Raw genomic sequence first — 25,644 nt, 5'->3', positions numbered from 1 at the left:
CCATGGCCATTGCGCTGGATCGCTTCTGTATCAATCGAAAAATAGCCCCGAATCTCGATCTGGAGCGTTTTTTCCAACTGGTAAAAAAATGCGGCCTTAACAAGGTTGAGTTGCGCAACGATATGCCCAGCGGCAAAGTGACCGATGATTTAAGCAATGAGCAGCTCAATGCGCTGGCGGCGAAATACGGCATTGAAATTATCACCATCAATGCGCTCGGCATGTTTAACCTGCTGGATGACCAAGAGACGCTGCTTGGCAATGCGCAAGCGCTGCTGGCGCAGGCGCAGGCCATTCACAGCAAGGCGCTGGTACTTTGTCCGCACTGCAGCAAAGACGATCGCCGCAGCGATGAGCAAAAGCAGCAGGATACGCTGGCTGCGCTGCAACTACTGGCGCCGCTGTTCCAGCGCTACGGCGTTGAGGGCTATGTGGAGCCGCTCGGCTTCGGCATCAGTTCCCTGCGTTCGTCCCTGCTGAGCCAGGCGATTATCCGCGATGCCGGCGCACCCTATAAGATCGTACTGGACACTTTCCACCATTACCTGAGCGCGCCTGCTCAGCAAGAATTCGATGCGCAGATCCAAATCGATCGGATCGGTCTGGTGCACCTTTCCGGCGTCGAGGATCCTCGCGCCAAAGAGACGCTGGGCGATGAGGAGCGCATTATGCTGAGCGAACGGGATCGTCTGGAGAGTAAAAAACAGGTGCAGAATCTGGAGCGCCTGGGCTACCGGGGCATTTACGCCTTCGAGCCATTCTCTTCGCAGCTGAACGGCTGGACGGAAGCGGATATCGAACGGGAAATTCGCCAAAGCATCGCGCTGCTGCAGGCGCCGTAGCCGATAAAATAACGGCCTCTTGCCAGAGGCCGTACGCGGTTTTACTTCAGCGTGGTCACCACCAGCTGGTGGCGCTGGTTATAAAACTTACGATATGCCAGATAGCAGGCGATAATGGTCGACAGACTGGCGGTAGACAGCAGCATAAACGTCACCATAATCTGGTATTTGATTGCCTTCACCGGATCGATACCGGCAAAGATCAAACCGGACATCATGCCCGGCAGGCTGACCAGCCCCACCGTTTTTGCCGAATCAATGGTCGGGATCAGCGATGCGCGAATGCTGTCGCGAATCAGCGCAGCGGACGCAAACTTCGGCGAGGCGCCCAGGCTGAGCATTTCCTGGATCTTCTGCTGCTCGCTTTTGAAACGCTGCCCCAGATTGTTGTAACACAGCCCGACCGCCACCATGGCGTTACCGGCGATCATGCCGGAAATCGGAATCACCTGCATCGGCGTAAATTCTATCGAGCCGGTCAACACCAGCACGATCAGCGTCAGCGCCGCGCCGGTGGTTATGGCGATAAACGAAGTGACAAAAGCATGCTCAATATACTTGCTGCGTTTTTTGGCGTTGTAAGCCGCATTGAAGCAGATAAACAGCACCATCAGCACCGTCAGTGCTTCGTTATTCAAGGAGAAAATATACTTCAGCACGTAGCCGACAATAATCAGCTGCACCACCGCCCGGCAGATGCTCCAGATAATATCCTTTTCCAACGCCAGCTTTTCTTTATGGCTGATTAAAATCGCCACCAGCACCAGAATCATCGACAACCCCAGTGATTCATTCGTGATGTTATGCTGGTTCATTGGCCGTCTCCCGTGCCCGATGCGCCTGTAGCTCGATAATATCGTCGGCATGCGCAATTTCATCCCGGTCGTGTGTTACCCACAGCACGGCCATATCCTGCTGCTCGACCAGCTGGCGGATTATTTCGTTAACGTTATGCTTATTTTCTTCATCCAGCGCGCTGGTGATTTCATCCAACAGCAGGACTTTAGGCACAAACTGCAGGTTGCGGATCAGCGAAATCCGCTGTTTCTCACCGCCGGACAGTTCGTTAATGCTCTTTTGCAGCAGGCTCTCCGGCAGCATAAAGCGCCGCAAATCCTGCTTCATTTTTTCCTCATCCGGTTTGACGCGGCGAATCTGGTAAGGCAGTGCCAGGTTGTCAAACACCGAGCTGCCAAACAGCGCCGGCGTTTGGAAGCAGTAGGAAACCTGCTGACGATAATGTTCGGGCGACAGTTCGTTAATATTCTTGCCGTCAAAGATAATAGCGCCGCGGGTTGGGCTAATCAGTGAAGAAACTATTTTCAACAGCGTACTTTTCCCGCAGCCGGAGGGGCCGGTGATCAGCTTGAACTCACCGGATTTGAGCGTCAAAGAGACCGAATCCAGAATGACCGAGTCATCTATTTGATAATAGATATCATCCAATATCAGTACGTTATTACCTTCCTTCATTATGACTCCATTCATTGCGCACGATGAATGGTCAGTATAGGGTGCCGGAAATCCGCCAGGCAAATCGCGATCAACAAACACAATGAGAGTTTGCGCCGAACGATAACCTGCACCAGCCGATGCTTCCTCCGGCGCAGGCGCAGTAACGGCTCGCCCCGTCAGCCTCCCCCGTTCTACGGCAGTTTGGCAATCACCTTGATTTCAAACTGGAAACCATAAAGCCAGGTAACGCCGACGGCGGTCAGGGTCGGGTGCGGCGCGCTGCCCCAATACTGCGGCACCACGTCCCACACGGTGCGAAAGGTGGATTCCGGATCCACCATAAAGACGGTGACGTCGATAACATCATCAAAAGAGCAACCGGCGGCCTGCAGCACCGCATTCAGATTGCCGAAAGCACGATGCACCTGCGCCGTCAGATCAGGTTCCGGTGAGCCGTCCTCGCGGCTGCCAACCTGGCCTGATACAAACAGCAGGCCATTGGCGCGAATCGCCGGGGAATAATGGTTACGTTCATACAGTGCCTGACGCCCTGCGGGGAATACCACATCTCGCTTCGCCATGATCGATCTCCTGTGCGGGTTTATTCACCAAAAGTTGAGTGAACAAAAACTTTAAAGTCCGCCGCCCGGCGAATAAACTGGCAAAATCCGCCATCACTGTTTGCAAAGCGCAAACAATCCGGAGGTCCTCAGGCAATATGGATCGATTCGATGCAATGCAGGCCTTTGTCCGCGTGGTGGACAGCGGCAGCTTTACCAAAGCCGCTGAAACCCTCCATATCAGCAGAACAACGGTGACCCAGCTGGTTCAGCAACTGGAAGCGCGGCTGCGCGTCAAATTGCTCAACCGCACCACCCGTCGGGTGCATCTCACCGCCGACGGCGCCGCCTATTATGAACGTGCGGTACGGCTGCTGGCCGACCTGGATGATGCAGAAACCAGCCTGTCCGGCGCAGCCGCCACGCCGCGCGGACGGCTGCGGATCGATGTGCCCAGCCCGCTGGCGCGGATGATTTTGGTGCCGGCGCTTCCCGACTTTCACGCACAATACCCGGATATTCAGATTGATATGGGCGTCAGCGATCGCATCGTGGATTTAATTGGCGAACAGGTAGACTGCGTAGTGCGCGGCGGGGAAATCAGCGACCAGTCCATGGTGGCCCGTCACGTGGCGGATCTGCAGCTTGGCGCCTATGCCACACCATCCTATCTGGCGCAGGCCGGCGTGCCCGCGCATCCGCGCGAACTGGAAGATAGCCATCACCGTATTGTGGGGTTTCTCTGGGCGCGCAGCGGCAAGCCGCTGCCCTACGCCATGCGCCGCGGTGAGGAACAGGTGAAGGTTCACGGGCGCTATATCCTCGCCGTTGATGACGGCAATGCCTATCTGACCGCCGGCCTGGCGGGGCTGGGCATCCTGTGGCTGCCCGATTATATGGCCGCCCCCTCGCTGGCCCGTGGCGAACTGACCCCGCTGTTTACCGACTGGCGGTTTGAACCGATGCCGCTCTATATCGCCTTTCGCCCCAACCGGCACGTCAGCGCCAAACTGCGCGTATTTATTGATTGGGTAGTGGCGCTGATGGCTCAACAGGCGTCGCCGGGACGCGCTTTGGCCGCACCGTGCTGAACGCCAATCAAAAATGGAGCCTGGTGGCTCCATCGTAAAGCATGTTCTGACCTGCAGAGCGCGGCTAAAAAATAAATGGAATAAAGCACTTCACTTTACGCTTATAGTCCAGCCAGGCTTCTCCATAGCGTTTCTCAGCCATTTTCTCGCTCTTGGGAATTGCATCGGCAAAGTATTGCACCAGGTTAGTCAGCGGCGCGATGATGCCAAACCAGTTGCCAGCCAGCAGCCCAAAACTGACGAAAATTAAAAAGTCACCAAAATAATTGGGATGGCGCGCTATCGACCAGAAGCCGACGTCGAGAATACGCCCTTTGTTCTTGGGATCCTGTTTGAAGCGCCGTTTTTGGTAGTCGCTGCCAAAGTGAAAACAGGTGCCGACCAGATAAAAACCAATGACCAGCCACTGCTGCAGCCCCCAAGGCCCCTGCAACTGGCTGCCCCAGTAAAAGGGCAGGCAATACAACCAGCCGAAAATATTAACCATCATCACCGCCAGCCAGGGCAGCTGCTGCGTTGGCATCACCTCTTTGAGTTTGGACGCGGCGGTATTGCCGTACCAACGCGTCAGCACAATGTTCATGCGCAGCAGATACAAACCAACCAGGATCAGAATCAATGCCTTGTGGGACACATCGCCCGCGCCGAAATAGCAATACACCAAAGCAACCGGTCCCATGGCATTGAATCCCCATAAAAACATCGGCCGGGTGTCCTGAGCGTTGCGGCTGGAGACAAAAGCCAGTACGGAGAGAATCAGTAATACAATCGCCAATGCAATCCAAACGTTCATTGCGTACTCCTTTCTGAGATAAGTTATAAAGTGTCGATCCCTGTCGGCGGTGCCGAACGTGACGCGGTTAAAATGTTTTGCCAACTGCGTCTTGGCGTCGCGCTGCCCGGCTGCTGCAGATGGCCGAAACGCGCAAAAAAGACCGGCTGTTCGTCAAGCGCCAATGCGGCGGCCAGCTCACGGCGCGGTGCAGCATGCTGCACCAGGACACTGAGCGGGTGCAGTCCCCATCCCCAGTCTTGCAGCACCAGCCACAGCCGGCCGAGGCGCATCCCGGTCATAAACAGCGCTTCGTTGCATTCCTCTTTCAGACCGATCGCCAGATATTGCGGTCCCTGCGCCACGAGATCGGCCAGCCCCTTCGCCATCCGCTCGGGCAGACGCAAACCGGTGGTGAAGCGATGCAGGCGCGGATGAAACGCCAGCCGAAAGGCGTATTTGAACGAGCCGGACACCGGCCCGAACAGATGATGCAGACAGAAACCGTCGTCGGCAGGACGCCGCTCATCAAACCGAATAAACTGGTAAGTTTCTTGCCAGGCGCGCCGGTCGGCAAAGTCGAGAGCGGCATGACGGGCGATCAACTGGGCGATATCAGCACGCAGCGACGCGTCTTGCTCAATGCTGAGGGTGGCCGCCGTACCGGCAAATAGCTCCTTCAACCGTATGTACTGTTCATCGTTGATGCGCGTTGGCTGATAGCACGAACGGGCCGTATGCCGCTGCGCTATCGCCTGCGTCAGCAGGCGATGCGCATCCGCGTCCGCCCTCCGTTCCGCCGCAGGGGAAAAAGCGATCAACACGTCCGAGGCGGTGCCGTGCCCATCCCCGACCCAGCGCCACTCGATCGGCCGACCGGCATAGCCCAGCAACGCACTGAGGTATTCAAAGAAAATCCCGCAGCTCATCAGCATTTCACGTTCCAGCGACGGCAGCCCGCACAACGCACGCCGCCGGTCAATTGCCAGCGTTCCGCAGCGCGTTACAACATCGTAATGAACCGACCAGGGCTGGCAGTTATGTGACGACGGCGCCAGGCGCGCAATATCCAGCGCGTGCTGCAGCGCCAGAACAAACGATTCATGCATCATCACGCACCTCCACCTCTACCCACGGCGTCAAAGCCGGCATTCCTGAGTAGCACAGCGCACAGACCCACTCTAGGCTGTACCACAGCCAAAAATGTCGGCGCGCCAGGCCACCGTCGACGCTCAACACCCGCTGATTGCGCCAGTCGATACGAATGTCGTTCAGCCGATGGGGTAAACCGCGGCCGTGGCTTTTTAAAAAAGCCTCGCGAATCGCCCAGGCGGCGCAGGACTGAACCAGCCCCAACCGGCGTTCGCCGGCAGTAAAAGCCTGACGACGCGCAGAGGCACCAAAGGAACGGTAGTGCTGCAGGTCGATGCCGATAGCGCCGTCGCCGGTGGTGCCGGCATACCACGACTGCGAATGGCTGAGCGATACGGCCCGCTGTCCCTGCTGCGGATGCTCGCCCACCGGCTGACCGCCGGGTCGCGAACGCAGCGTGAAACCACCGGCATAAACCGACGTCTTATCGCCGCACCACACCCGGTTCAGTAAAGCCACGGCCTGTTCACGCGCGCGGTTCCTCACCCGCTGCCGGTGCTGCAGTGCCGACTCGGCGGCGCGGCGCCCGGCGTTGCCAACCGTTACGACAATCCGCGTTTGCGCACGGTGATTATTGCTGGTAGCCATCGGCAATCCGTTCTCCTGCAATCTCTGCCACCACTTCCGCCATTTGATCGAAGCGAGCGACCAGGCTCTGAAACAGCGGAGTCTGCATCTCACGCTCAAAGGCATCCATCGCGCTTAAATGAATAATTTCAATAAAGTGAAACGGCGCATCCGCCTCCTGGCTGACCTCAACCACTTCAAAGGCGCGTACCGCATCCAGACGGCTGCAGGCCGGATAGTCGACGGTTTCCACCCACTCGCGAAATGCGGCGCGATGGGCAATATCTTTCAAACGAATTTTATGGATGATGGTATGCATGAAATCCTCTTACACCGATTGATTGAGCAGCAAATGGTAGTTAATACCGCCGGTGCCGAAGGCATTGATCGCCGCCCTGCGTCCTCCTTCCTCCGGCAGTGGCCAAGGGAGCGTGCATTGGGGAATTTCTGCGGGAATGGTTGCCAGCGGCAGCTCAAGATTTAACGCAGACACCGGCGTGGGCGGAATTTTCCCCTGCTCGAAGGCGCTTAACACTTTGCACAGGCTAAGCGCGGCCGCCCCGGCGAAACAGTGGCCGAAGTTATATTTCACCGAGCCGAGATACAGCGGAGTGTGCCCTGCCCGGGCATAGCTGTGCTGCAGCGATGACACCTCGGCCCGATCGCCAAGCACCGTCCCCGTACCGTGCGCTTCGATATACTGCACGCGCCGCGGGTCGATCGCCTGCAGGCCCAGCGTTTTTTCAATCGCCAACGCCTGTCCCGCAGGATCCGGTGCGGTCATGGAATAGCTATCGCAAGAGCCGGAAATTGCCTCAATGGAGGCCAGCGCCTGTTCGCTCGGATGACGACTCAGCATAAAAAATCCGCCGCCGTCGCCTGGTGTGAAGCCGTCCGCATTCTCGGCAAAGGGGCGAATACGCGTGGCGGAAAGCATCATCTGCGCGCTGCATAGCACAATATCGCGCTCCAGCGTCGCCGTCTCGATACCGCCGACGATCGCCGCATCATAACGCCCCGCCTGCAAGGCCCTGACCGCGTTATGCAGCGCGGCGAGCGAGCTGGCGCAGGCGGCCTCCACCGCATAGCAGTCCGCATCGATACCAAGATGCTCGGCCAGCAGTTGCGCGGTGCCAATGCCGCTGGCGCCGTACCAGCTCCAACGGTTGATCTCTGGCTGAGGCGGCTGCGGAACCGGCCCTGCCGTCTGAGGCAAGGCAGACCACAGCGCCGTCATCGCCTGCAACCGGTCAGCGCTCAGGGACAGGTTACTGGCGACGACGATCGCCACCCGTTTAAACGGACGCAGCTTTTCAGCCCATTCACCGCAAGCATTAAGCGCATAAAGCTGCGTCACATCCAGCCGCTTCTTTTTGGCCGGCATCATCGCTTTATTCAGGGGGATCTGTGCGGAATCGTGCGTAGGAAACCCCATCGCCCGACGGGTGTATGCGCTGAGCTTCTGCGGGGCTGGCCGGACAAACGCCCCCGGATGCAGCTGATCCACGCCGTGATCGCGTAATGCATCGTCTCCCTGAGACAGCGTCTGCCAAAAGCGCGCTTTGTCGCCTCCCTGGGCGGTAACCGGCTGATAGTCAACAATCGCGATGCGCTGCGCCGTCGGCTGATCACACCGCGTCGGCGCAGTGTCAATGTTCCAACGACGGCCGGTAAAAGAGTCGCCGCCGCACTCCCGGCGCTGGTGCAGCAGCATCTCGAGGAGTTGACAAAAAACCTGATTGGCACCGGAAAAATAAGCCGGACGCCGACCGGTGGCCTGCTGCTGACGTTCGAGTTTGTCACTGGTCAATGCGCCAAGCCGGGCCAGGATCGGCCAACCATGCTGCCGGGCTAGCGACGGCGGACACACCACCAGACTGATCGCTCCCTCCAGCCAGCAATGCGTTGCGCAGACGCTCTGCGCCAGCAGCATGGCCGCCTGCGGCCAATGGTGAAAACACTGCACGCTGGTCAGCACCGCCAGCTGGCTGTCCTGATGGCGGAAGCAGTCCTGAGCCAATTGCAGTAAACGAAAACCGCCCAAATCGGCGCCGTCAAGGGTCTGGCACTTGCCGCGCGTTTGTGCAAAATGCGCGATGCGCGCCGGAATGCTCGACGCCATTTCCCCCACCCGGTCGTGTGAGGTGCTCCCTAACGCCTGAGCCAGCGGCTGTTTATATTCATCAATCCGCCTCTGTACCTCCGCTGGCGCGTATCCCTGCTCACTGAGCCGCTCGGCCAGCGCCCGCAGCGCGCTCACTTTGGTCGCATTGCGATAGGCCGCATCGCTGCCCAAGTGCGTGGCACAGAATTGATCGCAGCGATCGCGCAGCGCCGCAGGCAGCGCCAAATCGCGCATGGCATCTTCGGCCGCCAACAGCGCCAGACGGGTTTCCCGGCTGACCGCCGTTTTGAACAACGGCGGAATAGAAAACTTCTTGAAATCAAACTCCGCATCGTCCACCCGCCGGCCACGAACCGCCACCGCCTCCTCATCATGCGTCATCAGCACCGGCGGCGCATCAAGCAACGCCTGCCAGTCCGCCGGGCTGTTCAGCCGGCTGAAACGTTCAATACCGGGCAGCACGCAACCAATGCCGACCACCGCCAGCGACTGTGTCTCTTGTTCCTGACTCATTAAACATTTACCTCGGCCAGTCGCTGCCGATCCACCTTGCCATTGGCATTCACCGGCAGGGTGTCGGCGATAATCAACCGGTTAGGGATCATGTAGGCAGGGAGCCTGGACTGTAAAAACTGTTTGAGTTCCAGCAAGGTCGGCGGCGTCACACCAGAGCGGAGGCTGATGACCGCCACCAGCTTCTGTTTGAGATCGCCCAATTCAGCGTACAGCGCAGCCTGATTCACCGCCGGATGGTGATGGATCGCCGATTCAATTTCCCCCAGCTCAACCCGGTAGCCATTAATCTTGACCATATCATCGAGACGGCCGCGGAAAACCAGACCGTCCGCCGTCATTTCCACCCAGTCGCCCGTTGCATGGAATTGTCGGGGATGCCATTCGCTCTGTCGGGAAACCGCCACGTTGCTATAGCCGGGCGTAACGCATGGCCCGCCGATCAGCAATTCGCCGCGTACTCCCAACGCCTGCTCCAGCGGGTGGCGTCGGCCCTGCTCATCAATCAGTTGCGCATCCACGCCCGTCAGCGGATAGCCGATCGGCACGTGCTCCAGTCGCTCCAGGCTTGCCCGCGCTACCGGATAAGCAGTGCACACGTTGGTTTCCGTCGGGCCATACCAGTTGCTGATGCGGCACTGCGCGGGCAGATGCGGCAACAGGCGCCGCAACGCGGCAACGGGGTACGGTTCGCCGGCGAAAATGACCTGGCGCAACGCTGCACAGCCGGGAGCGGTTAACTGCCCGCTTTTTTCCAGCATCGCCAGGATGGAGGGCACGCTGTACCACACGCTGACGCCGTGGGTTTGCAGCCCCTGCGCAATAGCGCGGCAGTCCTTCTGCTCGTCTTCACGGATAATCCATATCACGGCGCCAACGCTGACGCCGGCAAACAGATCGAACGTGCTCAGATCGAACGCAAAACTTGCGTGGTTCGCCAGGGTATCCTGCGCCGTCAGCTGCGTGTCGCCTATCGCCCAGCGAATAAAAAAGGCCAGCATGCCGTGGCTGATTTGCACCCCTTTCGGGGTGCCCGTCGAGCCGGAGGTATAGAGAATTGCAGCGATAGGATCGGTGAGAATGACCGGCTCCGCCGGCCATTCCGGGACGCCGTCCGCACGTTCGGCGAAACTGTGCAGCCAATCCTCATCAATAATCAGCGCCGGCTCGGCCGCAGCGATAATACGTTCCAGCCGCGCGGCCGGCTGGCTGTAATCGATAGGGATATAATGATTGCCGCTCAGCCAGGTGGCATAGATGGCGGCCACCGCCTCCGGGCTTTTCGGCAAATTGATTAGTACCGACTGATCGGCAACGCCGGCCTGCCGCAACGCGGCGGCCATCGCGCCGGCATGTTCAGCCAGCTGGCGGAAGCTCCACCGCCGTTCGCCGCACAGCAGCGCCGTTTTGTCCGGCGTCTGGCGCGCATGCCTGAACAGGCCGTCCAGAATAAACGAAGATAAGATCGCCATACGCTAGGCCTCCGCGACGTGCGGGCGCGCATCCCGAACAGACGAGGCGTTGACGGGAACGCCGACCTCCTGAGCCGCCGCCACCAGAATGGCGTAGGCCTCGTCCAAATCTTCCCGGGTATGTTCGCTGGTGATGCTGATCCGCAGGCGCGCATCCCCCACGCTGACGCCGGGGAACACCACAGTCTGGCAAAACAGGCCGCGCGCACGCACCGCACGCCCGAAAAGCAGCGTTTTCGCGTCATCCCCCACCACGATCGGCACGATGGCCGATGCCGAATGCTCAAGGTCAAAACCGGCGTTCAGCAACAGCGTTCGGAAGTAATAGATATTGTCCCAGAGCATCGTCAGGCGCTCCGGTTCCCGCAGCATGACGTCGATGGAGGCAATCACGCCGGCGGCGACCGGCGCGGGGATCGTGGCGGCGAATACATAGGAGTTGGAATAAAAACGAAGAAACTCAACCACTTCCCCGTCGGCGCAGACAAAGCCGCCCAGCCCTGACAGGGCTTTGCTCATGGTGCCCAGCTCCAGATCCACCCGGCCCTTCATATTAAAGTGCTCCGCCGTCCCCGAACCGGTCTTGCCCAATACGCCGGTCGAGTGCGCATCATCCACCAGCACCCGTGCGCCATAACGCTCCGCCAGATTCATCAGGCGTGGCAGGTCGACGATGTCACCGTGCATGCTAAAGACGCCGTCGGTCACAATCAGTTTACCGCCGGGATGGTCAGCGTATTTGGCCAGCGACTTTTCCAGGCTGGTCAGCGAATGGTCGTAAATTTTGCGCTGCGCGCCCGCCAGCTTACAGCCATCCTGGATACTCATATGGTTGATGGCGTCGGTGAATACCAGGTCATGGCGGCTGGTCAGGGCGGAGATACAGCCCAGGTTGGCCGAATAGCCGGAAGGATACACGATGCAGTCCTCGCGCCCTTTAAGTTTGGCCAGCTTACGCTCCAACTCCAGGTGGAGCACGTTGCTGCCGGCGATGATGCGGCAGCCGGTATTGGTCGCACCGTATAACCCCGCCGCATCCTGAATGGCCTGGATCACTTCCGGATGATTCGACAGTCCCAGATAGCTGTTGGAGCCAAACATCAGGAATTCGCGGCTTTTACCGGTGATATCGTCAAACATAACCGCCCGGTTTTTACACGGAGTTTCCAGAGGCATACCGTACCAATAAAGCTGGCGGTCTTTTTTGTCGCGATAAAAATCTCTGAACTCACGCGCCTTGTGGAACAAATCCGGGTGCTCAATGCCGACAAAGTCGCGCATGGTGCGCGCATCGCCAATCTCCGCAAGCCGGGATTCTGCACCGGCTGCCGCTGCGGTGGTCAGCGTCTCCGCATCATCAGACATCTCATCAGACGACGCGCCGGCCTCCTTCGTCGCCAGCTGGCGGAACCAGTCCTCGCCTTTTTCCTGCGTCAGGCGCGCTGTCAGGCATGCCTGCAGCTCCGCCAGCGTCGCGCAACGTTGCAGGGCGACGTCATCGCTGAGGCGCAGCGCCTTTAAGATCTCGCTTTGCGCGGTCACCACCGCGACCGAATCGATGCCCAGATCGCCTTCAATGGCGGCGTCCGGCGTCAGCGCTTCGGCGTCATAGCCGCTATGGGCGGCAAATACGCGGCGCAATAAAGCGCCCAGCCACTGCTGCGGCGTCGCTGCATCTGGCGCTGCCTTCTGCGCTTCGGGCAGCGTAGGCTCGCGCTGTAAAATACCGTCCAGCGCGTCCTGAATGGTTTTGATTTCCTGCACCTGCAGCGGGGTGTTCAGCTGAAACTGGCGATTCAGCGTCGCGGCAATCTCCGCCAGCGCAATGGAATCAACGCCCAAGTCATGCTCCAGATGGCTGTTCATCGCCAGCGCCGCGGGTTCATACTCGGTCAGCCGGGCAAAAGTCTGTACGACGGACTGGCGGATAAACGCCTGCCGTTCAGCGGCGGTCTCAACACCTTGCATGCTCATGCTTCACCTCCCAATGTCGACGGCGTCTGCAGCCGCTGCACCAATGCCACCATCGCCTGTACGGAGGCAAAATTAACCGGATGGATCTCTTGCATGCCGATCGTCACATCAGACTCCTGGCGTAAAAAATCCACCAGGTCGAAAATCGCGGCTGAGTCGACGACGTTTAGCTCAAACAACGGCGTTTGCGCGTTCAGACCATCCCGTTCGCCATCCAGGAATTGATCGGCAATATGATTTATCAGTTTGCTTTCTAGCATGATGAGCTCCCGTTACTCGCCAGCACGTTTTTCGCCGACGATCAGTGTGCGAGGACCGGATATCGTCACAATGCGGGCATTGCTGAATCCGGCGCGGTGAAATCTTTCCAGATACTCTTGCGGGCTGCTTTCAATACCGCCGTCGGTGGAAACCAACATGTTCAGCGACAGCAAGGCGGTAAACTCCGGCCCTGACTTGTCCGCATTCAACGGCGTTTCAGAAGCGATAAAGCGGCCGCCGACCGGCATCGCCTGATAGATATGGCGCAAAATGGCCAGTTGGGTTTCCGGCGCATAATCGTGCAGCATCCATCCCAGATGGATCAGATCGTAATCCTCAAGCGGCAGATCGCCGGCGATCACATCGCCCTCCACCACGTCGATCCTTTCGCCGTAGCCTTGCAGCGCCAGACGATCGCGCAAAAATGCCGACGCCTGCGGCAGTTCGCAGATCGCCAGCCGAACCTGCGGATACGCGTCAGCGACGGCCATCGGCAAACTGCCGATCCCGCTGCCGATATCGAGAAAGGCGCGATGCTGTGCAAAGTCATAGTCGCGGACAAAGCCTTCGATAAAGGGCATGGCGAATTTGCCCAAAAATTCCTGAAAATCAGCCACGTCGTTCGGGTTCTGGTACAAAATGTCGAACCAGCTGCGATCGTCGCCGAACACGGCGCGACGCTGATGGGTATCGGTTTGCACCGCGTGTTTCAAATCGCCCCACAGCGGATACAGGAAGGTATCGATATGGCGCCCCAGCCAGCCCAGCCACTGCGGCTCATCGCTCACCAGAAATTCACGGTGCTCAGGGGGTAAGTGATAGCGGCCGCCCCGCTTTTCGAGGTAACCCATCGCCTGCAGCGCAATCAGCAGCTGTTCGGTCGAGCGGCTGGGGCATTCAAGCCGCTCCGCCAGCTGCGCCGCGTCAAGATCTTCATCACGCAGGTAATCAAACAGATTCAGCGCCAGCGCGGCGGTCAGCGCCTTGGCCTGAAAAAAACCCATCATCTGATTGACTGCGTCTTGCTTGGTTAAAGACATCGCACAGGTTCCTATTTCAAAAAGGTGGATAATTCATCGCAAACCGCGGCGAAGGCGGTGACGAAGCGATCGATCTCCGCTTTGCTGATGATGAGCGGCGGCTGAATACGAATTACCGTCGAGCTGTTGGCGGTAATAAAGGTCAGGATTTTGTGGTCCTGGCACAGTTTGGTGACGAATTTCATGCAGAACATTTCGCCGAGCGACTGCTCCATGCGATCCATGGCGGCGCGCAGGTGGGCCTGCACCGGATCGGGCAGGAACTTCCAGGTCGTGTGCCAGTCGCCGGGCAAACGGGTGGCGAACTCACGGGCGGACGCGCTGACGGCGCCGGCAAAAGTTTGATCGAACTGGATCCCCAGCATCAGGCCGCAACCGCGGATCTCCGCCACAAAGGGATAGCGGGCGGCGATCTCGCTCAGCGCCTGTTTGAAATAGGCCCCCATCCTCTCGGCGTGCCCCGCGAGATCCTGAGCCAGGATCTCGCGTAACGCGCTGAGCGCCACGACCGACGCCACATTGCCGCCGCCATAGGTGGAGCTGTGCACCAGGAAACGATCCGCGGTGCCGTAGGCCTGCTGCCAGATATCGGCACGGCACAGCGTGGCGCCGATCGGGATCAGACCGCCGGACAGCGATTTCGACAGCATCAGTACATCCGGCTCGATCCCTTCCCATTCGCAGGCGAACAGTTTGCCGGTACGTCCGAGACCGGTCTGCACCTCGTCAACCATCAGCAGCACGTCATGCTGCCGGCAGAGTTGCTGCACCGCCTGCAGATAACCTTCAGGAGGAATATGCACCCCGCCTTCCCCTTGAATCGGTTCGATCATGACCGCCCCGATATCATCGCGCGTCAGCGCCTGCCGCAGCGCATCCAGATCGCCGAACGGCGCTTCAACCATGGATTCCAACAGGGGTTTGAAATAACGGCGGTGCTTGTCGCGTCCGGTAATCGACAACGCACCCAGCGTTTTGCCGTGGTAACTGTTTTGCAGATAGACGATGCCCGGTTTTCCAGTCGCCGCCTTGGCGATCTTCATCGCGGCTTCGACCGCTTCAGTCCCCGAGTTGCTGAAGAACACCCTGCCCATCTTGCCGGGCGCCAGACGGCAGAGCACCTCGGCCAGTTTAGCGGTCTGTTCGGGCACCGAAATATATTGGATAAAGTTGGGGCCCTGGGTATCGAGGTAATTTTTCAGCGCGTCGACGACCGGCTGCGGATTGTGGCCAAGGTTGAGGCAGCCGTAGCCGGCCACCATATCCAGGAAGGCTTCCCCTTCGCCAGTGAATAGTTGAGTGCCCGCCGCATGACGAAACACGTTGTCGCAATGCTGCAGTTTTAAAAAGTCCACCATCATCGGGTTGACGAACTGGTGGTAACGGTCGAGCGTATCTTCCCGCGCCGGCTCCTGGGCGATAATGGCGTCGACAAACGCCAGTCGGGATGAAGTCTGGGACATTTCGCCGCGTTCGCCGGCATAAATCTCATGGTGATAGTAGCGTTTAAGGTGGCTGACGCTCTGCCGGTCGATACGCTCGCCATACGAGGCCAGCGGATAGGCAAAGAAGCCATGCCGCTCGGCAATCTCGCCGATTTCCAACACTTTTTCCGGCGCCAGATAGCGCCCGAGCGAGAAATTCTCCCGGCGGTTTTCCAACGCCAGCACGATGGTTTCCGCCATGCAGCCGTTCATTTGCTGTTTGATGGTGACGTTCAGCGACTCTCCGCCCAGTTTGACCGCATCGCTCGCCGTGACGCAGCCGCCATCGATAATCAGAATATCGTCCCGCTCGGGACGGGTATCCGCCTGAATATCTCTGGGCAGCGCGACATCAATAAAAATAGAGCCGGCCTGCAGTCTGGCGGGGTCGATCACGCCCCCGGCCGATGTGGCGGCAATAAACAGTTTGCAGCGTGCATAGAGTTCGCTGGCGTCGCCGGTCAGCGTCACCTGCGAGTGATACTGCTCCGGTAGATGGCTGAGCAGCTCGTCGCGCTCATGCCCGGGCCGGTGTAACAGGTGGAGTGAAAACCCCTGGGCCAGCAGAAGGCGGCTGAGCGCCAGGCAGATCGAGCCCGGATAGCCGACGATAGCGACAGGCTCCCTATCGGCCTGAATATCCAGCCAAGACTGGATCTGCAGCACCGCTTTATAGCCGGCATAGGTGGTCAGCGAGTTACCGGAGGTGACGGGAACCGGCGATTTTTCGGCGGTGGCTTCGCCGCGGCGGCCGACGATAGAAGTAAAGCCGCCCAGGCCCACCAGTTCGGCGCCATCGGCCACCAATTCGTCAATGCCCTGCAGCACCCGCCCGGCGATCGTGCGGGCATCGGCCAGCATTTCGTCCGCCACCAACGGCATGTATTTAATCACCCCTTCGCAGGTGGCGCCGGTAGCCGAGGTAATTTTGGCGAAGTTCATAAACGGCACCAGGTTCTCCCGCTGCCACAGCTCGCGTGTGTAGCCGCTGTGCAGCTCGGTCGAGTTGCGCTGCAGCAGGTCTAGCATTTTAACGTAGCGTTTCAGCCCTACCGAGGTGGGATGTGCGATGAATCCGAACTTCATGATGTGGTTTCCTGTGTCTGATCTTGGTCAAAAGCAGTGCTGGTTGATTCAGGCTGCAACGCCGCCCAGGCTTTACGCTCTTGCAGTTCTTCCCAGTCGCAGGGATCGCGCTGCCATCCCTTGGCGGTGGCTAATGAGATGCCATCGCCTTCGTTGTTGTGTCCCAGCACCACGGAAAACAGATTGAGCCGCCGCCGCGCCGTAAGCGCCTGGCGGATCGCCTCTTCGTCAAAGTGCGTCAGCGTCTTACTCTGGATCTGGAAGTTATTGACCGTTTGCGTAAATTCGGGCTGATCCACATTCACCAGCCGCATCTGCCGCGAGGTGCGGTTAAAGAGAATGCGTTCCTGATAGGTATTGATGACGGACAGGCCGCCATTGCAGAAATAGAAGACCGAGATGCTTTTATCGAGTAACTGCGGATGCGTAAGGATGTTGTCGATAAAGGCGGGCAAAATATCCGGCACGATCCCTCTGGCGCCGTCGCCGATAAACGCCACCACGTGCCCCGGGCTGGTATACGCCAGATAGCCGGTGGCCAGCAGCGCATCGCCCATCAACGCGCGGCCGTACCAGCCGGAAAATCCCCGCCGCGTTTTCGCGACATTGCGCGCGGCGGAAATACCGCAGCGCCCCACATCGTAAATGCCGGTAAAATCGAAATTTTCCGTTTCTATCAGCTGTTCAATCACCCGGTTCAACTGACAAAAGAAGTAGTTGGCCGACATCGGCAAACTGGGCAATTGGCTGACCACATCAGACGGCGAGTCCAGATAGGCGGCGATCAGCGCCTTACGTTTGTCCCGCAGCGCCGGGTCGACATTAAGGTTGGCTTTAACGGCGCGTAAAAAGGCCAGGCAGTCCATATGCAGGTGGAGATCGGCATAAGGTGAGAGATGACGCTCATCGTGCGTGAGCTGCACCAAATGCACCTTACGCTCCAGCCGTCCATCGGAGAACGGCGTTGTAATCTGGGCAACCCGACTCTTAATCATGAACAGGCTCTGTTCACTCATCGGGTTCAGCTTGTCGTTGGTATGCAAGAAGTTGTAGACCCGTGGGCTGTAGCCGTAAATCGCCAACGTGCCTAAATAGTGGGGGTTGCGCCGGCCCTGATAATATTTCGGCGCCGAACCGGGATGCGCCAACGAGTCCACCAGCGCAATGCCGGCAGCATCGGCGATTTCATGGATCAGGGCGTATTCGTCGTCGCTGACCGGGCCAAGCTGCCACACCAGCTTTTCCGGGCCGTGGTTAATCAACGCCAGCGCCTGCGTCAGGCTGTCGCTCATCGGCGGCAGATCGTCCGCATCCAGCGCCGGCATCGGCGCTGGATCATCAATCTCATGCTCCAGCGCCAAAGTCGACTCCAGCACGTTTTGCGTCGCCAGAATGACCACCGGCCCCTGTTCCTGATGATAATAGCGGAACGCTTCCGCCAGACCGTCGGCAATGCCCTCGACCTCATCAATATAGACATAGGGGATACGGCGGGCGGCCAGCACTTCACGCATATCCTCCGTCGGCGTTTGCGTGCCCTGGAAGCTGTACCACTGTGCGTTGCGGTTCTCTGCGGCGATGATGATTCCCTGGGCCGCCGTTTCCTTCAGGTTAGCCAGCGTGCCTTTGAATTCGTCCATCATGCCGGACGTCACTACCCCTAAAAACGGCATACGGTACAGCTGCCAGTTCGCCATGGCGCCGCAGGCGATGGCATGCTCATTGGGACCGCGCAGAATCAGCGCGCCGCGCGCTTCCGCATGCCGATCCAGATAGCCGACCAGGTTGGAAATGATGGAGCCGGTATAGTAAGACACCAGCCAGCGGCTCGCGGTGGTGCGTTCGAAAAACCGGATCAGCTGTTCGCCCAGCGTATTATGCAGCGCCTGTGCCCCAATGGGTTTAACCCGGCGGTTGGTGTAGTTCATCTCAAAGAAGTCCATCCACAAACACAGCAGTTCGGTTTGGAAGATGGCGGGATCGTCGCTGCGGACGATCTCCCGGTATTGCTGGGGGAGATAGCGGATCGGCGAACGCAGTTCGCGGATAAAGGCAACGGTAGAAAACGTAGTGTAAAACGCCGGGATCCCGCTGCGCTGCAACGCGCTGTAAAAGGCGTCCAGATCGCGGTCGATCTGTTCAATACTGTCGTCGGTGCCGGCCGGCGAGCTCTGATCGTAAAACAGCATCCCCAGATGAAACTCGGGCCACTGCTCCAACGCATGGGTATAGATAATTTTGCCTGTCGCCTCGGCGAGGCTGGCGCACTGGATAATGCGGACATTGATGGTTTTATTCTGACGCTTCAGAAAATGCAGGGCTTTTTCACGCGCTTCCTGATAAAGCGGCGCATTCGCCAACCCAAGCAACTGCAGCGGTAATTCCGACTGGATATGGACGCGGTTGAACACATAATCGCGAATATCATTCAGCACGCTGAGTCCGGTCTGGAAAAACGTCGGGTTGCGCGTCACCACCACCACGCCGACCGTGATGGTGTCCGGTGCCTTTGACGCGTCAGCGTGCTGTTCTGCCTGCCACACCTGTTCATAGGAAGCACAGCTGGCGGGTCTTGCTTGTCCTGTCATGAGTGTCATGCTCGAATTCCTTAATGCGACAAAAGGGAGTTGCGGCGACGAGCCGTAGGCCAAACGCGGCGCGAGAGAACCCGCAACGGTTTACCTGCGGCCTTGGCCGTGTGCATCACCATCGTTAAGTCAGTTTTTGGTTGCCGCTCTACTACGTCAGCCGGATCCGGCCCAGAGCGTCTTACGCAGCAGCATCGGGAGGCTCCCCGGGCTGAATGATGACCGTCCCGCTGTCACCGTCGAGGATCAGAGTGTCACCGCTGTTGATCACCTGAGTCGCAACCTTCAGATTGACGACGGCGGGAATGCCAAACTCACGGGCGACAATACAGCTGTGAGACAGGGTTGAGCCGATATCGGTGACAATCCCGGCCGCCTGAGCGAACAACGGCGTCCAGCTGGCATCGGTAAAGCGCGCCACCAGGATCTCATTGGGTTGCACCTCTGCCACCTGGGCCTGCAAATCGGTGATCACCCGCGCTTTGGCCACCACTTTTCCCGGGCTGGCCGCCAGCCCGCTCAGGACGTCGGTCGCTGCATCACCCGACGCATGCGCCTTCATTTTCGGCGTGTAGGCGCCGATGATCGCCATCGGCGGCTCTTCCGCGTGCAGGTTCAGCAGATGTTGGTGACGATTACTGTCGATCAACGACGGCGAAAACGCCTCTTGCGCAGACATTTCCCCCGCCATAAAGGCGCGAAAACGCTCAAAATCCAGGTAAGGCAAATCGGCAGCGCTGGCCAGTCCCTGCCCCTCAAGACGCCGCAGAACCTCCACGATGATGCAGCGGTAGAACCAGGTTTCCGTAATAAAGGTCGGCCTGGTGGCCTCACGTCGTTCTGCCATCACGCCGTACAGTTTGGTCAGGGTTTTCAGTTTAAGCCGCCCCGCCCAAGGCATACCCCGCAACAGTTTTTCACTGTCCTGTTGGCGGAGCTGCTCCGTTTCCCGCAGCTTCTTCTGCAGATCGACCGGATGCTGGAGGTACATTTTTATCACCTGCAGCAGGTAACTGGGATCGTCTCGCCAGCGCGGAATGCTGAGTTCAAACTCCTGGCGGCCGCGGGCGCCGAACTCCAGCAGGAAGGCGCTAAAATCCTGCTGCCAAAAATCGCGTGCCAGCGTATGTTCCGGCAGAAGCGTCACCAGTTCAGCGGCGCTGTGACGTTCGAATAACGTTTTCAGCGCTGGCTGACGCTCAATCTTGTCCACCAGCCTGATAATGCCCAGCGTGACCTCAATGGTGCGCAGATTATTCATTGAGGCCTTGATGCGGTTCTGCAGTCCCTGTCCTTCGCCTTTGAGATAGCGCTCGCAGGTCAGCGCCAGCGCATCGTAGAGGGCGAATGACTGTAGAAAGAAGGGCATATAGGCCGCGCAACTTTCCAGGAAATACCCGTCGATGCGCTGTAGTTCGTCGTTCAGCTCCTGCAGCGACATTGCCGCTAAATCAAGATTCAGAAAGCGCCGGGTTTCGCGCTGACGCAGCGCGATCATCTGTTCGACAATGCTGGCGGCGTTACGCAAGTTATGCACCTGCTGCTTCAGCCAGTACCAGCTGCTCTTGATATATCCCCAGCCCTGAACGCCGGTACCATAAGGGTTACGGTACTGGCTAAAGTCGATATCATCGGTGGCGTAGCGGGTGGTGAACTTCATTTCATCCCGGGTCGGCGGACACTGCCGAAGCATATAAGCCGAACCGGAAATATTCAGGTAAACGTAACCCTGGATATACCCCATATAGATTTGCCAGTCGCTGATATCGGCCAGCCCCATAGTCTTGATCGCCGGGCCGTGAATGTGCTTTTGGTAGAACTGACAAAACGACAGCCCCAGCGGCGTCATCAGTCCGGTCACAATTTCGCCGGTATCCATCCGTGAGAAAAAGGCGCGATCCCTGACCGCCTGACTGTCTTCCCAAGGATTGGCGTAGACGCCCTGTGCCGGTTTGGCCAGCACCGTGACCGGGCGCGCCTGCAGCAACCATACCTGGCCGTCTTTAACCGCCCACTCAATATCCAGCTCGGTGCCGTAAATCAGCCGTGCCTGTCTGCCGAGGGTGACCAAACGCTGCAGTTGCTCCGCGTTCAGGCTGGGCGCGTCGCGTTGCGCTTCCGGGGTATGCAGCAGCACAATCTGCCCCTGCTCGTTACGCTGACAATAATGGGATTTATGACGGACCTGCTGTTCACGGAGCGCGCCGCTCGCCTTATCCAGAATAAAGCTGTCGGTGGTGACCTGACCGGACACTACGCCTTCGCCCAGACCCCAACAGCTGTCGATCACCACGCAATCCGTGTCGCCGGTTAACGGGTCCTGGGTAAACATCACGCCAGCCGCGTCGGCGTCGACCATCACCTGTAATACAACGGCGATGTCGCTTTGCGCGGCGTGCACCCGGCTGTATTGCGCCGCCCTCTCAGCCCACAGCGACGCCCAGCAGGAACGCACTTTGCGCAATACCTCGTCGGCGCCGTTAACGTGCAGATAGGTATCATATTGGCCGGCGAAGGATTGGCTCAGGCCGTCTTCTTCCAGCGCCGAGGAACGGACCGCGAGTGACACATCGCCGCCGAGCCGCCGGCAGGCATCCCGGATCGCCTGGCTGAGTGGTTCAGACATGCTGGCGTTTAAAATCATATCGCGCACGTTGCCTGATTCACCGGCGTTCAGCAGCGTTGCGGGCACCGCATCGTCGATAAATTGCCGGTAAGCCTGCGCGGTGACGCAGAAGGCGGGCGGTACCGGCAGACCGGCCTGAATCAGATGATTTAACGAGTAGGCCTTACCACCTAGGCGATGCTGTTCCAGCGCCTGATCGCCAGACAGTTCAACCACTAACGCGTTGCTCATCGCGCCACCTCCATTACAACATCCGTCAGCCGCTGAGCGGCGCCCAAACGCGCTTTCGCCGCTCCGGCCGCCAGTACGCCGGCCTGCACCGCGCTCTCGATATTGCCGATGCCGATGCTGTCCTGATTGGCGAAATGAATATTTTCAACCGGCTGGCTGGCGTCGCTGAACACGCCCTGCGCCTGTTGCCCAATCACGGAGGTCACCAAACCTGCCGGCCAGTACCAGATTTTGATGTCTTCAATCACGTCGGCCTCAATCCCCATATTGCGCAGCACACCGGCAATTTCGATATAGGTTTGCTGCTGCAGCCCCAGAAAGTCATGTTGCGCGCTGCGCCCTTGCCGCTCCCGCCGGGTGGTCGGCTTCAGCAGGGTCAGTACGCCCTTTTCCGCGCCGCTCTCGCTGTCCATCCAGTTAGCGACCAGGCACGTGCCGGCCTTACACCAGGCGTAGGGGGCGCGCGGGTTATCCGGCTCGATCAGATAGCCGCCGAACGAATGGCTGAGAATCGGCGCGGCCAGTTGCACATTCGCCAGGTAATAATCTTCGTGGCGGATGGCGTCCAGCGCGCTACGCTGCGCAGCCGGCAGGTTCGGTAAAAACTGCGTCAGATGCGTTTTGGGCGCCGCCCAGATCACCTGGCGCGCATTCACCTGGCGGATCTCACCGTTGATATTCACCTGAAGCCGCGTTGTCTCGCCCTGCGGCGTGACAGCCTCAACGCGGGCGCAGTTTTGCAGCCGCATGCCGCTTTGTCTGCTGAGGTAATCGCACAGCCCGGCGCCGATACTGCCGTTGCCGCCCGGTAACGTCACCAGCGTGCCGCGCAGGTAACCCACCAGAAAATGCAGCCCGACGTAGGCGGAAACCTCACGCACGTCCAAACATTCAACCCGCAACGTGGTGCTGACCGCATTTTCCACCAATTTGCCGAGCTTCTTCGGAGGCTGCAGATGCGCCGGCAACGCGTCCGCAGCGCCCGGAGAGAACAGATAGTCATGCAGCGACATCGTATCGAGCTGCGTCATCTCCTCCCGGCTCCAGCCGCTCTCCGGCGACCAGGGAACATAAGGATAGCGATCGCCGTCCGGAGAAAAGCGGTCAAGAAAGGTGTACAGCTCGGCGAAAATCGGATCGCCCAACTGTTTGGCGGCGATGACATAAGGCTTGCCTATCAACGCATGCAGGAAGAGCTGACCGGTCAATCCCCAAACCGCAGGCTTGAGCAGGTAGGACGGATATTTGAGGAAGCCGACGGTGACTTCCCCCAGACATCTGAGCAATAGAAAAGTGTCAAAAAACACCAGAGTGTCGTGCTCATTAGAGCGGTAGGCGTCCTCCAGCCCGATTTTTTCCAACACGCGCATCATGGTCGAGTTCGGCTGCGGCTGCTGAAAACAGACGCCGGCGATAGGAAATTTCAGCGTATCCAAGGTATTGAAACGGGCATTACCGCCAAAGGTGGCACTTTTTTCCAGCACCAAAACCCGGCGGCCGCTCAGTTCACTGGCGGCTGTCAGGCCGGACACGCCGCCGCCGATAATCACCACGTCGTAGTCATCCTCCAGCGGCGACGTTGTCTGGGGAACCGTGGCGGCGGGCGATGAGAATGAACGGGTAGGGAACGTGCGTGTCTGAGGCTTGCGCCGGTGCTGTACGCGCAGCATATACAGCGCAGCCAGCGCGAACAGCGCGTCCAGATAGATCACCTGCGGCTGTGCACGGTGCAGCAGGGTGACAAAGACCGCCATCATCAACAGCTGACCGTAAATCACCCGCACCGTCCAGCGCGGGTTAAGCACCAGCACCAAACCAGAGCCGAACAACAAGACGCCGACCAACAGATTGACCGCTGCGCCATGATCCGCCAGCCACTGCGTCGCGCCGGCATACCAGGCGCCCTGGTTGGCGATCGCCGCCTGATGCAAGATAGCAGGAACATTCTCCAGTGCGGGAAAAGCCTTGGCCAGGCCGGCAAGCATATACAGCAGGCCAAAGAGTCGTTGAATAATCACCCTCTTCCTCCTCGTAACCCCAGCTTGCGGGCCATGATTTCTTTTTGGATATCGTTGGTACCGGAAAAAATCCGGCTGGGGATAACGTTCAGCAGCTCGCGCACCAGCCCGAGCTCTTGATCCATCGCCGCGCCGCCGAAAGTTTGAATGGCGTCCAGCGCCGACTGCACGGCATATTCGGAAATCAGCAGTTTGCTCATGGCGATATCCAGCTCCGCATCCTGTCCCTGGTCGTGACGCCAGCAGCCCCGATAGAGCATCAGCCGGCACTGCTCCAGCCGCAGCTTCATCTCAATAATGCGGTTGGAAACGGACTGGAACTGGCCGATCGGTTTGCCGAACTGCTGGCGCTGTTTCGCATAGGTCAGGGAGGTGTCCAGCAGCCTTTCCATCACGCCGATGAACAGCGCCGACAGGCAGCCTTTTTCCCAAATCATCGAATCGTGAAAAATCGCCCCGCCGGCGCCGGGCATGCCGATGCGCTGCGTTTCCGGCACGAAGAGATCGTGAAACGTCAATTCGCCCCAAGGGCAGTTGGACAGACAGTCCTTCGGGATGGTCTCACTGACGCTCAGCCCTGGCGCGCCTTTCTCGATCAGAAAGGCTGAAACCCCCATAAAGCCATGGTCGGGATTGGTTTTGGCGTAGACGACAAACAGATCGGCGATTGGCGCATTGGTGATAAACACCTTTTTGCCATTGAGACGATAGCCGCCGTCGCAGGGCTGCGCCGTTGAGCGCATAGCGTATATATCCGAACCGGCCTCAGGTTCGGTGGCTGCATTGGCTGCGATCAGTTTGCCCGTAACCAGCGGTTCCAGATATTGCGCTTTCAGCGTATCGGAACCAAAACGGGACAGCGGGATCACACAGGCGCAAAGATGTGCACAGAGTGAAAACGACAGGCCCAGATCGCGGCTGCCTTTTCCCAGGGCCTCAATCATCAGCGCCGTATCCAACGCCCCCATCTCCTCACCGCCAAACTGGTCTGACAGCGGGCCCAGTGTAAAACCATGGGCGGCGGCTTGCCGCCATAGCTCGAGGTTTAGCCCCCGTTGCGTGATACGCGCCTGCGCATCCTGATCCAATACGTCCAGTGCAAAGCGATAGGCTGACTCATACCGCCGTTCCTGGGCATTCGAGAAATTGAAATTCATGAACACTCCGTTAACCGGGGTCATTAATTAGACCAGCTAATACTTCTAGTTTTCGACCGGAGATAATTCAATCAAGTCATGGCGCAGCAAATGTAAACAAATGTTTATTTGTGTAGTTTATTGTTGCATTTTTATGAAACTTAGTTGTTATTATCTTGTTTTTCATGAATTTTATTCACGCTCTGTGGGGAAATAAAAAATTACAAATAGAAAAAATACTAATGTGTGCCAGATCTAATAAATTAAAATTTCTATTGTTAGCTGACTTTTTTCCACAGAACGGAGGTTTGGATAGGAAGAGCACCCATGCTGAAACAACACCGGCAGGAGAGTGGTCATCGCAGCACTCTGCGAGGATGCCAAAGCGGCAAGAATATTAACTTTTTGATAAAATTTAAATATTTCGCAGGCGAATGGTTTACTGAATAAGATTAGACCGCATCACAGGCGGGTTACTCCGACTTAATATGGCACCTTAATAAGCGGTGCAACGGCCCGTGTCAATGCTCGCCACCCGGCGATAAAACGTACGCTCCCTTCCTAAAGGCGGCCGGGCGATCGGCGAGGAAAGCACGCCGAGAAGAAAATACAACACAATGATAAAAAAGGTGAAAAAGAGCATATAAGGCA

Annotated in this window: 19 protein-coding genes; 2 read left to right on the top strand and 17 right to left on the bottom strand. The window is 58.3% G+C overall.

Translation table 11 applies throughout. The annotated features are described in order from the left end of the window. Nucleotides 1–2 precede the first annotated feature (2 nt). Nucleotides 3–842: a TIM barrel protein gene (locus tag HF675_RS00980; protein WP_111737921.1), complete on the top strand. Its 840-nt coding sequence runs from the start codon at nt 3–5 to the stop codon at nt 840–842. Nucleotides 843–883: 41 nt separating this feature from the next. Here HF675_RS00980 and fetB read toward each other — a convergent pair whose 3' ends face one another. The 3 genes from fetB to HF675_RS00965 form a co-directional block, all read right to left on the bottom strand. Then, nucleotides 884–1,657, bottom strand: a complete 774-nt coding sequence (fetB, locus tag HF675_RS00975; protein ID WP_187043926.1) for an iron export ABC transporter permease subunit FetB — start codon at nt 1,655–1,657, stop codon at nt 884–886. Beyond that, a complete protein-coding gene (gene fetA / locus HF675_RS00970; protein WP_105232975.1) occupies nt 1,644–2,315 on the bottom strand; it encodes an iron ABC transporter ATP-binding protein FetA in 672 nt (223 codons plus the stop codon). The genes fetB and fetA overlap by 14 nt, the downstream gene beginning before the upstream one ends. Before the next feature lie 173 nt (nt 2,316–2,488). Beyond that, nucleotides 2,489–2,878: a RidA family protein gene (locus HF675_RS00965; protein ID WP_105232976.1), complete on the bottom strand. Its 390-nt coding sequence runs from the start codon at nt 2,876–2,878 to the stop codon at nt 2,489–2,491. A gap of 137 nt (nt 2,879–3,015) precedes the next feature. On the opposite strand from HF675_RS00965, the gene HF675_RS00960 reads away from it, so the two are divergent. Then, a complete protein-coding gene (locus HF675_RS00960) occupies nt 3,016–3,948 on the top strand; it encodes a LysR family transcriptional regulator (RefSeq protein WP_187043925.1) in 933 nt (310 codons plus the stop codon). 64 nt (nt 3,949–4,012) lie between these two features. Here HF675_RS00960 and HF675_RS00955 read toward each other — a convergent pair whose 3' ends face one another. The 14 genes from HF675_RS00955 to HF675_RS00890 form a co-directional block, all read right to left on the bottom strand. After that, nucleotides 4,013–4,741 carry a DUF1295 domain-containing protein gene (locus HF675_RS00955; RefSeq protein ID WP_105232978.1) on the bottom strand — a complete coding sequence of 243 codons (729 nt, stop codon included), beginning with the start codon at nt 4,739–4,741 and terminating at the stop codon, nt 4,013–4,015. A 23-nt stretch (nt 4,742–4,764) separates the two neighbouring features. Further along, nucleotides 4,765–5,832 carry a prodigiosin biosynthesis protein PigM gene (locus HF675_RS00950; protein WP_105232979.1) on the bottom strand — a complete coding sequence of 356 codons (1,068 nt, stop codon included), beginning with the start codon at nt 5,830–5,832 and terminating at the stop codon, nt 4,765–4,767. Continuing rightward, the gene (locus HF675_RS00945; RefSeq protein WP_105232980.1) at nt 5,822–6,460 is read right to left on the bottom strand and encodes a 4'-phosphopantetheinyl transferase superfamily protein; all 639 of its coding nucleotides are present in this window, start codon (nt 6,458–6,460) and stop codon (nt 5,822–5,824) included. Before HF675_RS00945 ends, HF675_RS00950 begins: the two co-directional genes overlap by 11 nt. Further along, nucleotides 6,444–6,758 (bottom strand): RedY, encoded by a 315-nt coding sequence (locus HF675_RS00940; protein ID WP_105232981.1) that lies wholly within the window; start codon nt 6,756–6,758, stop codon nt 6,444–6,446. The genes HF675_RS00945 and HF675_RS00940 overlap by 17 nt, the downstream gene beginning before the upstream one ends. A gap of 9 nt (nt 6,759–6,767) precedes the next feature. Beyond that, a complete protein-coding gene (locus HF675_RS00935) occupies nt 6,768–9,077 on the bottom strand; it encodes a polyketide synthase (RefSeq protein WP_187043924.1) in 2,310 nt (769 codons plus the stop codon). Beyond that, nucleotides 9,077–10,549 (bottom strand): D-alanine--poly(phosphoribitol) ligase, encoded by a 1,473-nt coding sequence (locus tag HF675_RS00930; RefSeq protein WP_105232983.1) that lies wholly within the window; start codon nt 10,547–10,549, stop codon nt 9,077–9,079. The genes HF675_RS00935 and HF675_RS00930 overlap by 1 nt, the downstream gene beginning before the upstream one ends. A gap of 3 nt (nt 10,550–10,552) precedes the next feature. Further along, nucleotides 10,553–12,523, bottom strand: a complete 1,971-nt coding sequence (locus tag HF675_RS00925) for an aminotransferase class I/II-fold pyridoxal phosphate-dependent enzyme (protein ID WP_105232984.1) — start codon at nt 12,521–12,523, stop codon at nt 10,553–10,555. Next, nucleotides 12,520–12,783, bottom strand: coding sequence for an acyl carrier protein (locus tag HF675_RS00920; RefSeq protein WP_105232985.1), 264 nt, complete (start codon nt 12,781–12,783; stop codon nt 12,520–12,522). Before HF675_RS00920 ends, HF675_RS00925 begins: the two co-directional genes overlap by 4 nt. A gap of 12 nt (nt 12,784–12,795) precedes the next feature. Continuing rightward, nucleotides 12,796–13,824 carry a methyltransferase gene (locus HF675_RS00915; protein ID WP_105232986.1) on the bottom strand — a complete coding sequence of 343 codons (1,029 nt, stop codon included), beginning with the start codon at nt 13,822–13,824 and terminating at the stop codon, nt 12,796–12,798. Between the two features lie 11 nt (nt 13,825–13,835). Continuing rightward, nucleotides 13,836–16,394 carry an aminotransferase class III-fold pyridoxal phosphate-dependent enzyme gene (locus HF675_RS00910; protein ID WP_105232987.1) on the bottom strand — a complete coding sequence of 853 codons (2,559 nt, stop codon included), beginning with the start codon at nt 16,392–16,394 and terminating at the stop codon, nt 13,836–13,838. Continuing rightward, nucleotides 16,391–18,991, bottom strand: a complete 2,601-nt coding sequence (locus HF675_RS00905) for a biosynthesis protein PigD (protein ID WP_105232988.1) — start codon at nt 18,989–18,991, stop codon at nt 16,391–16,393. The genes HF675_RS00910 and HF675_RS00905 overlap by 4 nt, the downstream gene beginning before the upstream one ends. A 172-nt stretch (nt 18,992–19,163) precedes the next feature. Next, a complete protein-coding gene (locus HF675_RS00900) occupies nt 19,164–21,839 on the bottom strand; it encodes a PEP/pyruvate-binding domain-containing protein (RefSeq protein ID WP_105232989.1) in 2,676 nt (891 codons plus the stop codon). Beyond that, nucleotides 21,836–23,857, bottom strand: a complete 2,022-nt coding sequence (locus tag HF675_RS00895; protein WP_105232990.1) for an FAD-dependent oxidoreductase — start codon at nt 23,855–23,857, stop codon at nt 21,836–21,838. Before HF675_RS00895 ends, HF675_RS00900 begins: the two co-directional genes overlap by 4 nt. Next, nucleotides 23,854–25,014: an acyl-CoA dehydrogenase family protein gene (locus HF675_RS00890; protein ID WP_105232991.1), complete on the bottom strand. Its 1,161-nt coding sequence runs from the start codon at nt 25,012–25,014 to the stop codon at nt 23,854–23,856. The genes HF675_RS00895 and HF675_RS00890 overlap by 4 nt, the downstream gene beginning before the upstream one ends. Between the last annotated feature and the right edge of the window lie 630 nt (nt 25,015–25,644).

Origin of the sequence: Serratia sp. JUb9 (genome assembly GCF_014298095.1) — a bacterium.
Taxonomy (GTDB): Bacteria; Pseudomonadota; Gammaproteobacteria; order Enterobacterales; family Enterobacteriaceae; genus Serratia_B; species Serratia_B rhizosphaerae.
This window is presented reverse-complemented; position numbering and strand designations above follow the sequence as displayed.

Excerpts from the sequence above, each read along its gene's own strand:
- HF675_RS00935 (WP_187043924.1), bottom strand. The coding sequence starts at position 9,077 with ATGAGTCAGGAACAAGAGACACAGTCGCTGGCGGTGGTCGGCATTGGT.
- HF675_RS00890 (WP_105232991.1), bottom strand. The coding sequence starts at position 25,014 with ATGAATTTCAATTTCTCGAATGCCCAGGAACGGCGGTATGAGTCAGCC.
- HF675_RS00920 (WP_105232985.1), bottom strand. The coding sequence starts at position 12,783 with ATGCTAGAAAGCAAACTGATAAATCATATTGCCGATCAATTCCTGGAT.
- HF675_RS00915 (WP_105232986.1), bottom strand. The coding sequence starts at position 13,824 with ATGTCTTTAACCAAGCAAGACGCAGTCAATCAGATGATGGGTTTTTTT.
- HF675_RS00980 (WP_111737921.1), top strand. The coding sequence starts at position 3 with ATGGCCATTGCGCTGGATCGCTTCTGTATCAATCGAAAAATAGCCCCG.
- HF675_RS00950 (WP_105232979.1), bottom strand. The coding sequence starts at position 5,832 with ATGATGCATGAATCGTTTGTTCTGGCGCTGCAGCACGCGCTGGATATT.
- HF675_RS00955 (WP_105232978.1), bottom strand. The coding sequence starts at position 4,741 with ATGAACGTTTGGATTGCATTGGCGATTGTATTACTGATTCTCTCCGTA.
- HF675_RS00905 (WP_105232988.1), bottom strand. The coding sequence starts at position 18,991 with ATGACACTCATGACAGGACAAGCAAGACCCGCCAGCTGTGCTTCCTAT.
- fetA (WP_105232975.1), bottom strand. The coding sequence starts at position 2,315 with ATGAAGGAAGGTAATAACGTACTGATATTGGATGATATCTATTATCAA.
- HF675_RS00965 (WP_105232976.1), bottom strand. The coding sequence starts at position 2,878 with ATGGCGAAGCGAGATGTGGTATTCCCCGCAGGGCGTCAGGCACTGTAT.
- HF675_RS00925 (WP_105232984.1), bottom strand. The coding sequence starts at position 12,523 with ATGAGCATGCAAGGTGTTGAGACCGCCGCTGAACGGCAGGCGTTTATC.
- HF675_RS00930 (WP_105232983.1), bottom strand. The coding sequence starts at position 10,549 with ATGGCGATCTTATCTTCGTTTATTCTGGACGGCCTGTTCAGGCATGCG.
- HF675_RS00910 (WP_105232987.1), bottom strand. The coding sequence starts at position 16,394 with ATGAAGTTCGGATTCATCGCACATCCCACCTCGGTAGGGCTGAAACGC.
- fetB (WP_187043926.1), bottom strand. The coding sequence starts at position 1,657 with ATGAACCAGCATAACATCACGAATGAATCACTGGGGTTGTCGATGATT.
- HF675_RS00960 (WP_187043925.1), top strand. The coding sequence starts at position 3,016 with ATGGATCGATTCGATGCAATGCAGGCCTTTGTCCGCGTGGTGGACAGC.
- HF675_RS00940 (WP_105232981.1), bottom strand. The coding sequence starts at position 6,758 with ATGCATACCATCATCCATAAAATTCGTTTGAAAGATATTGCCCATCGC.
- HF675_RS00900 (WP_105232989.1), bottom strand. The coding sequence starts at position 21,839 with ATGAGCAACGCGTTAGTGGTTGAACTGTCTGGCGATCAGGCGCTGGAA.
- HF675_RS00945 (WP_105232980.1), bottom strand. The coding sequence starts at position 6,460 with ATGGCTACCAGCAATAATCACCGTGCGCAAACGCGGATTGTCGTAACG.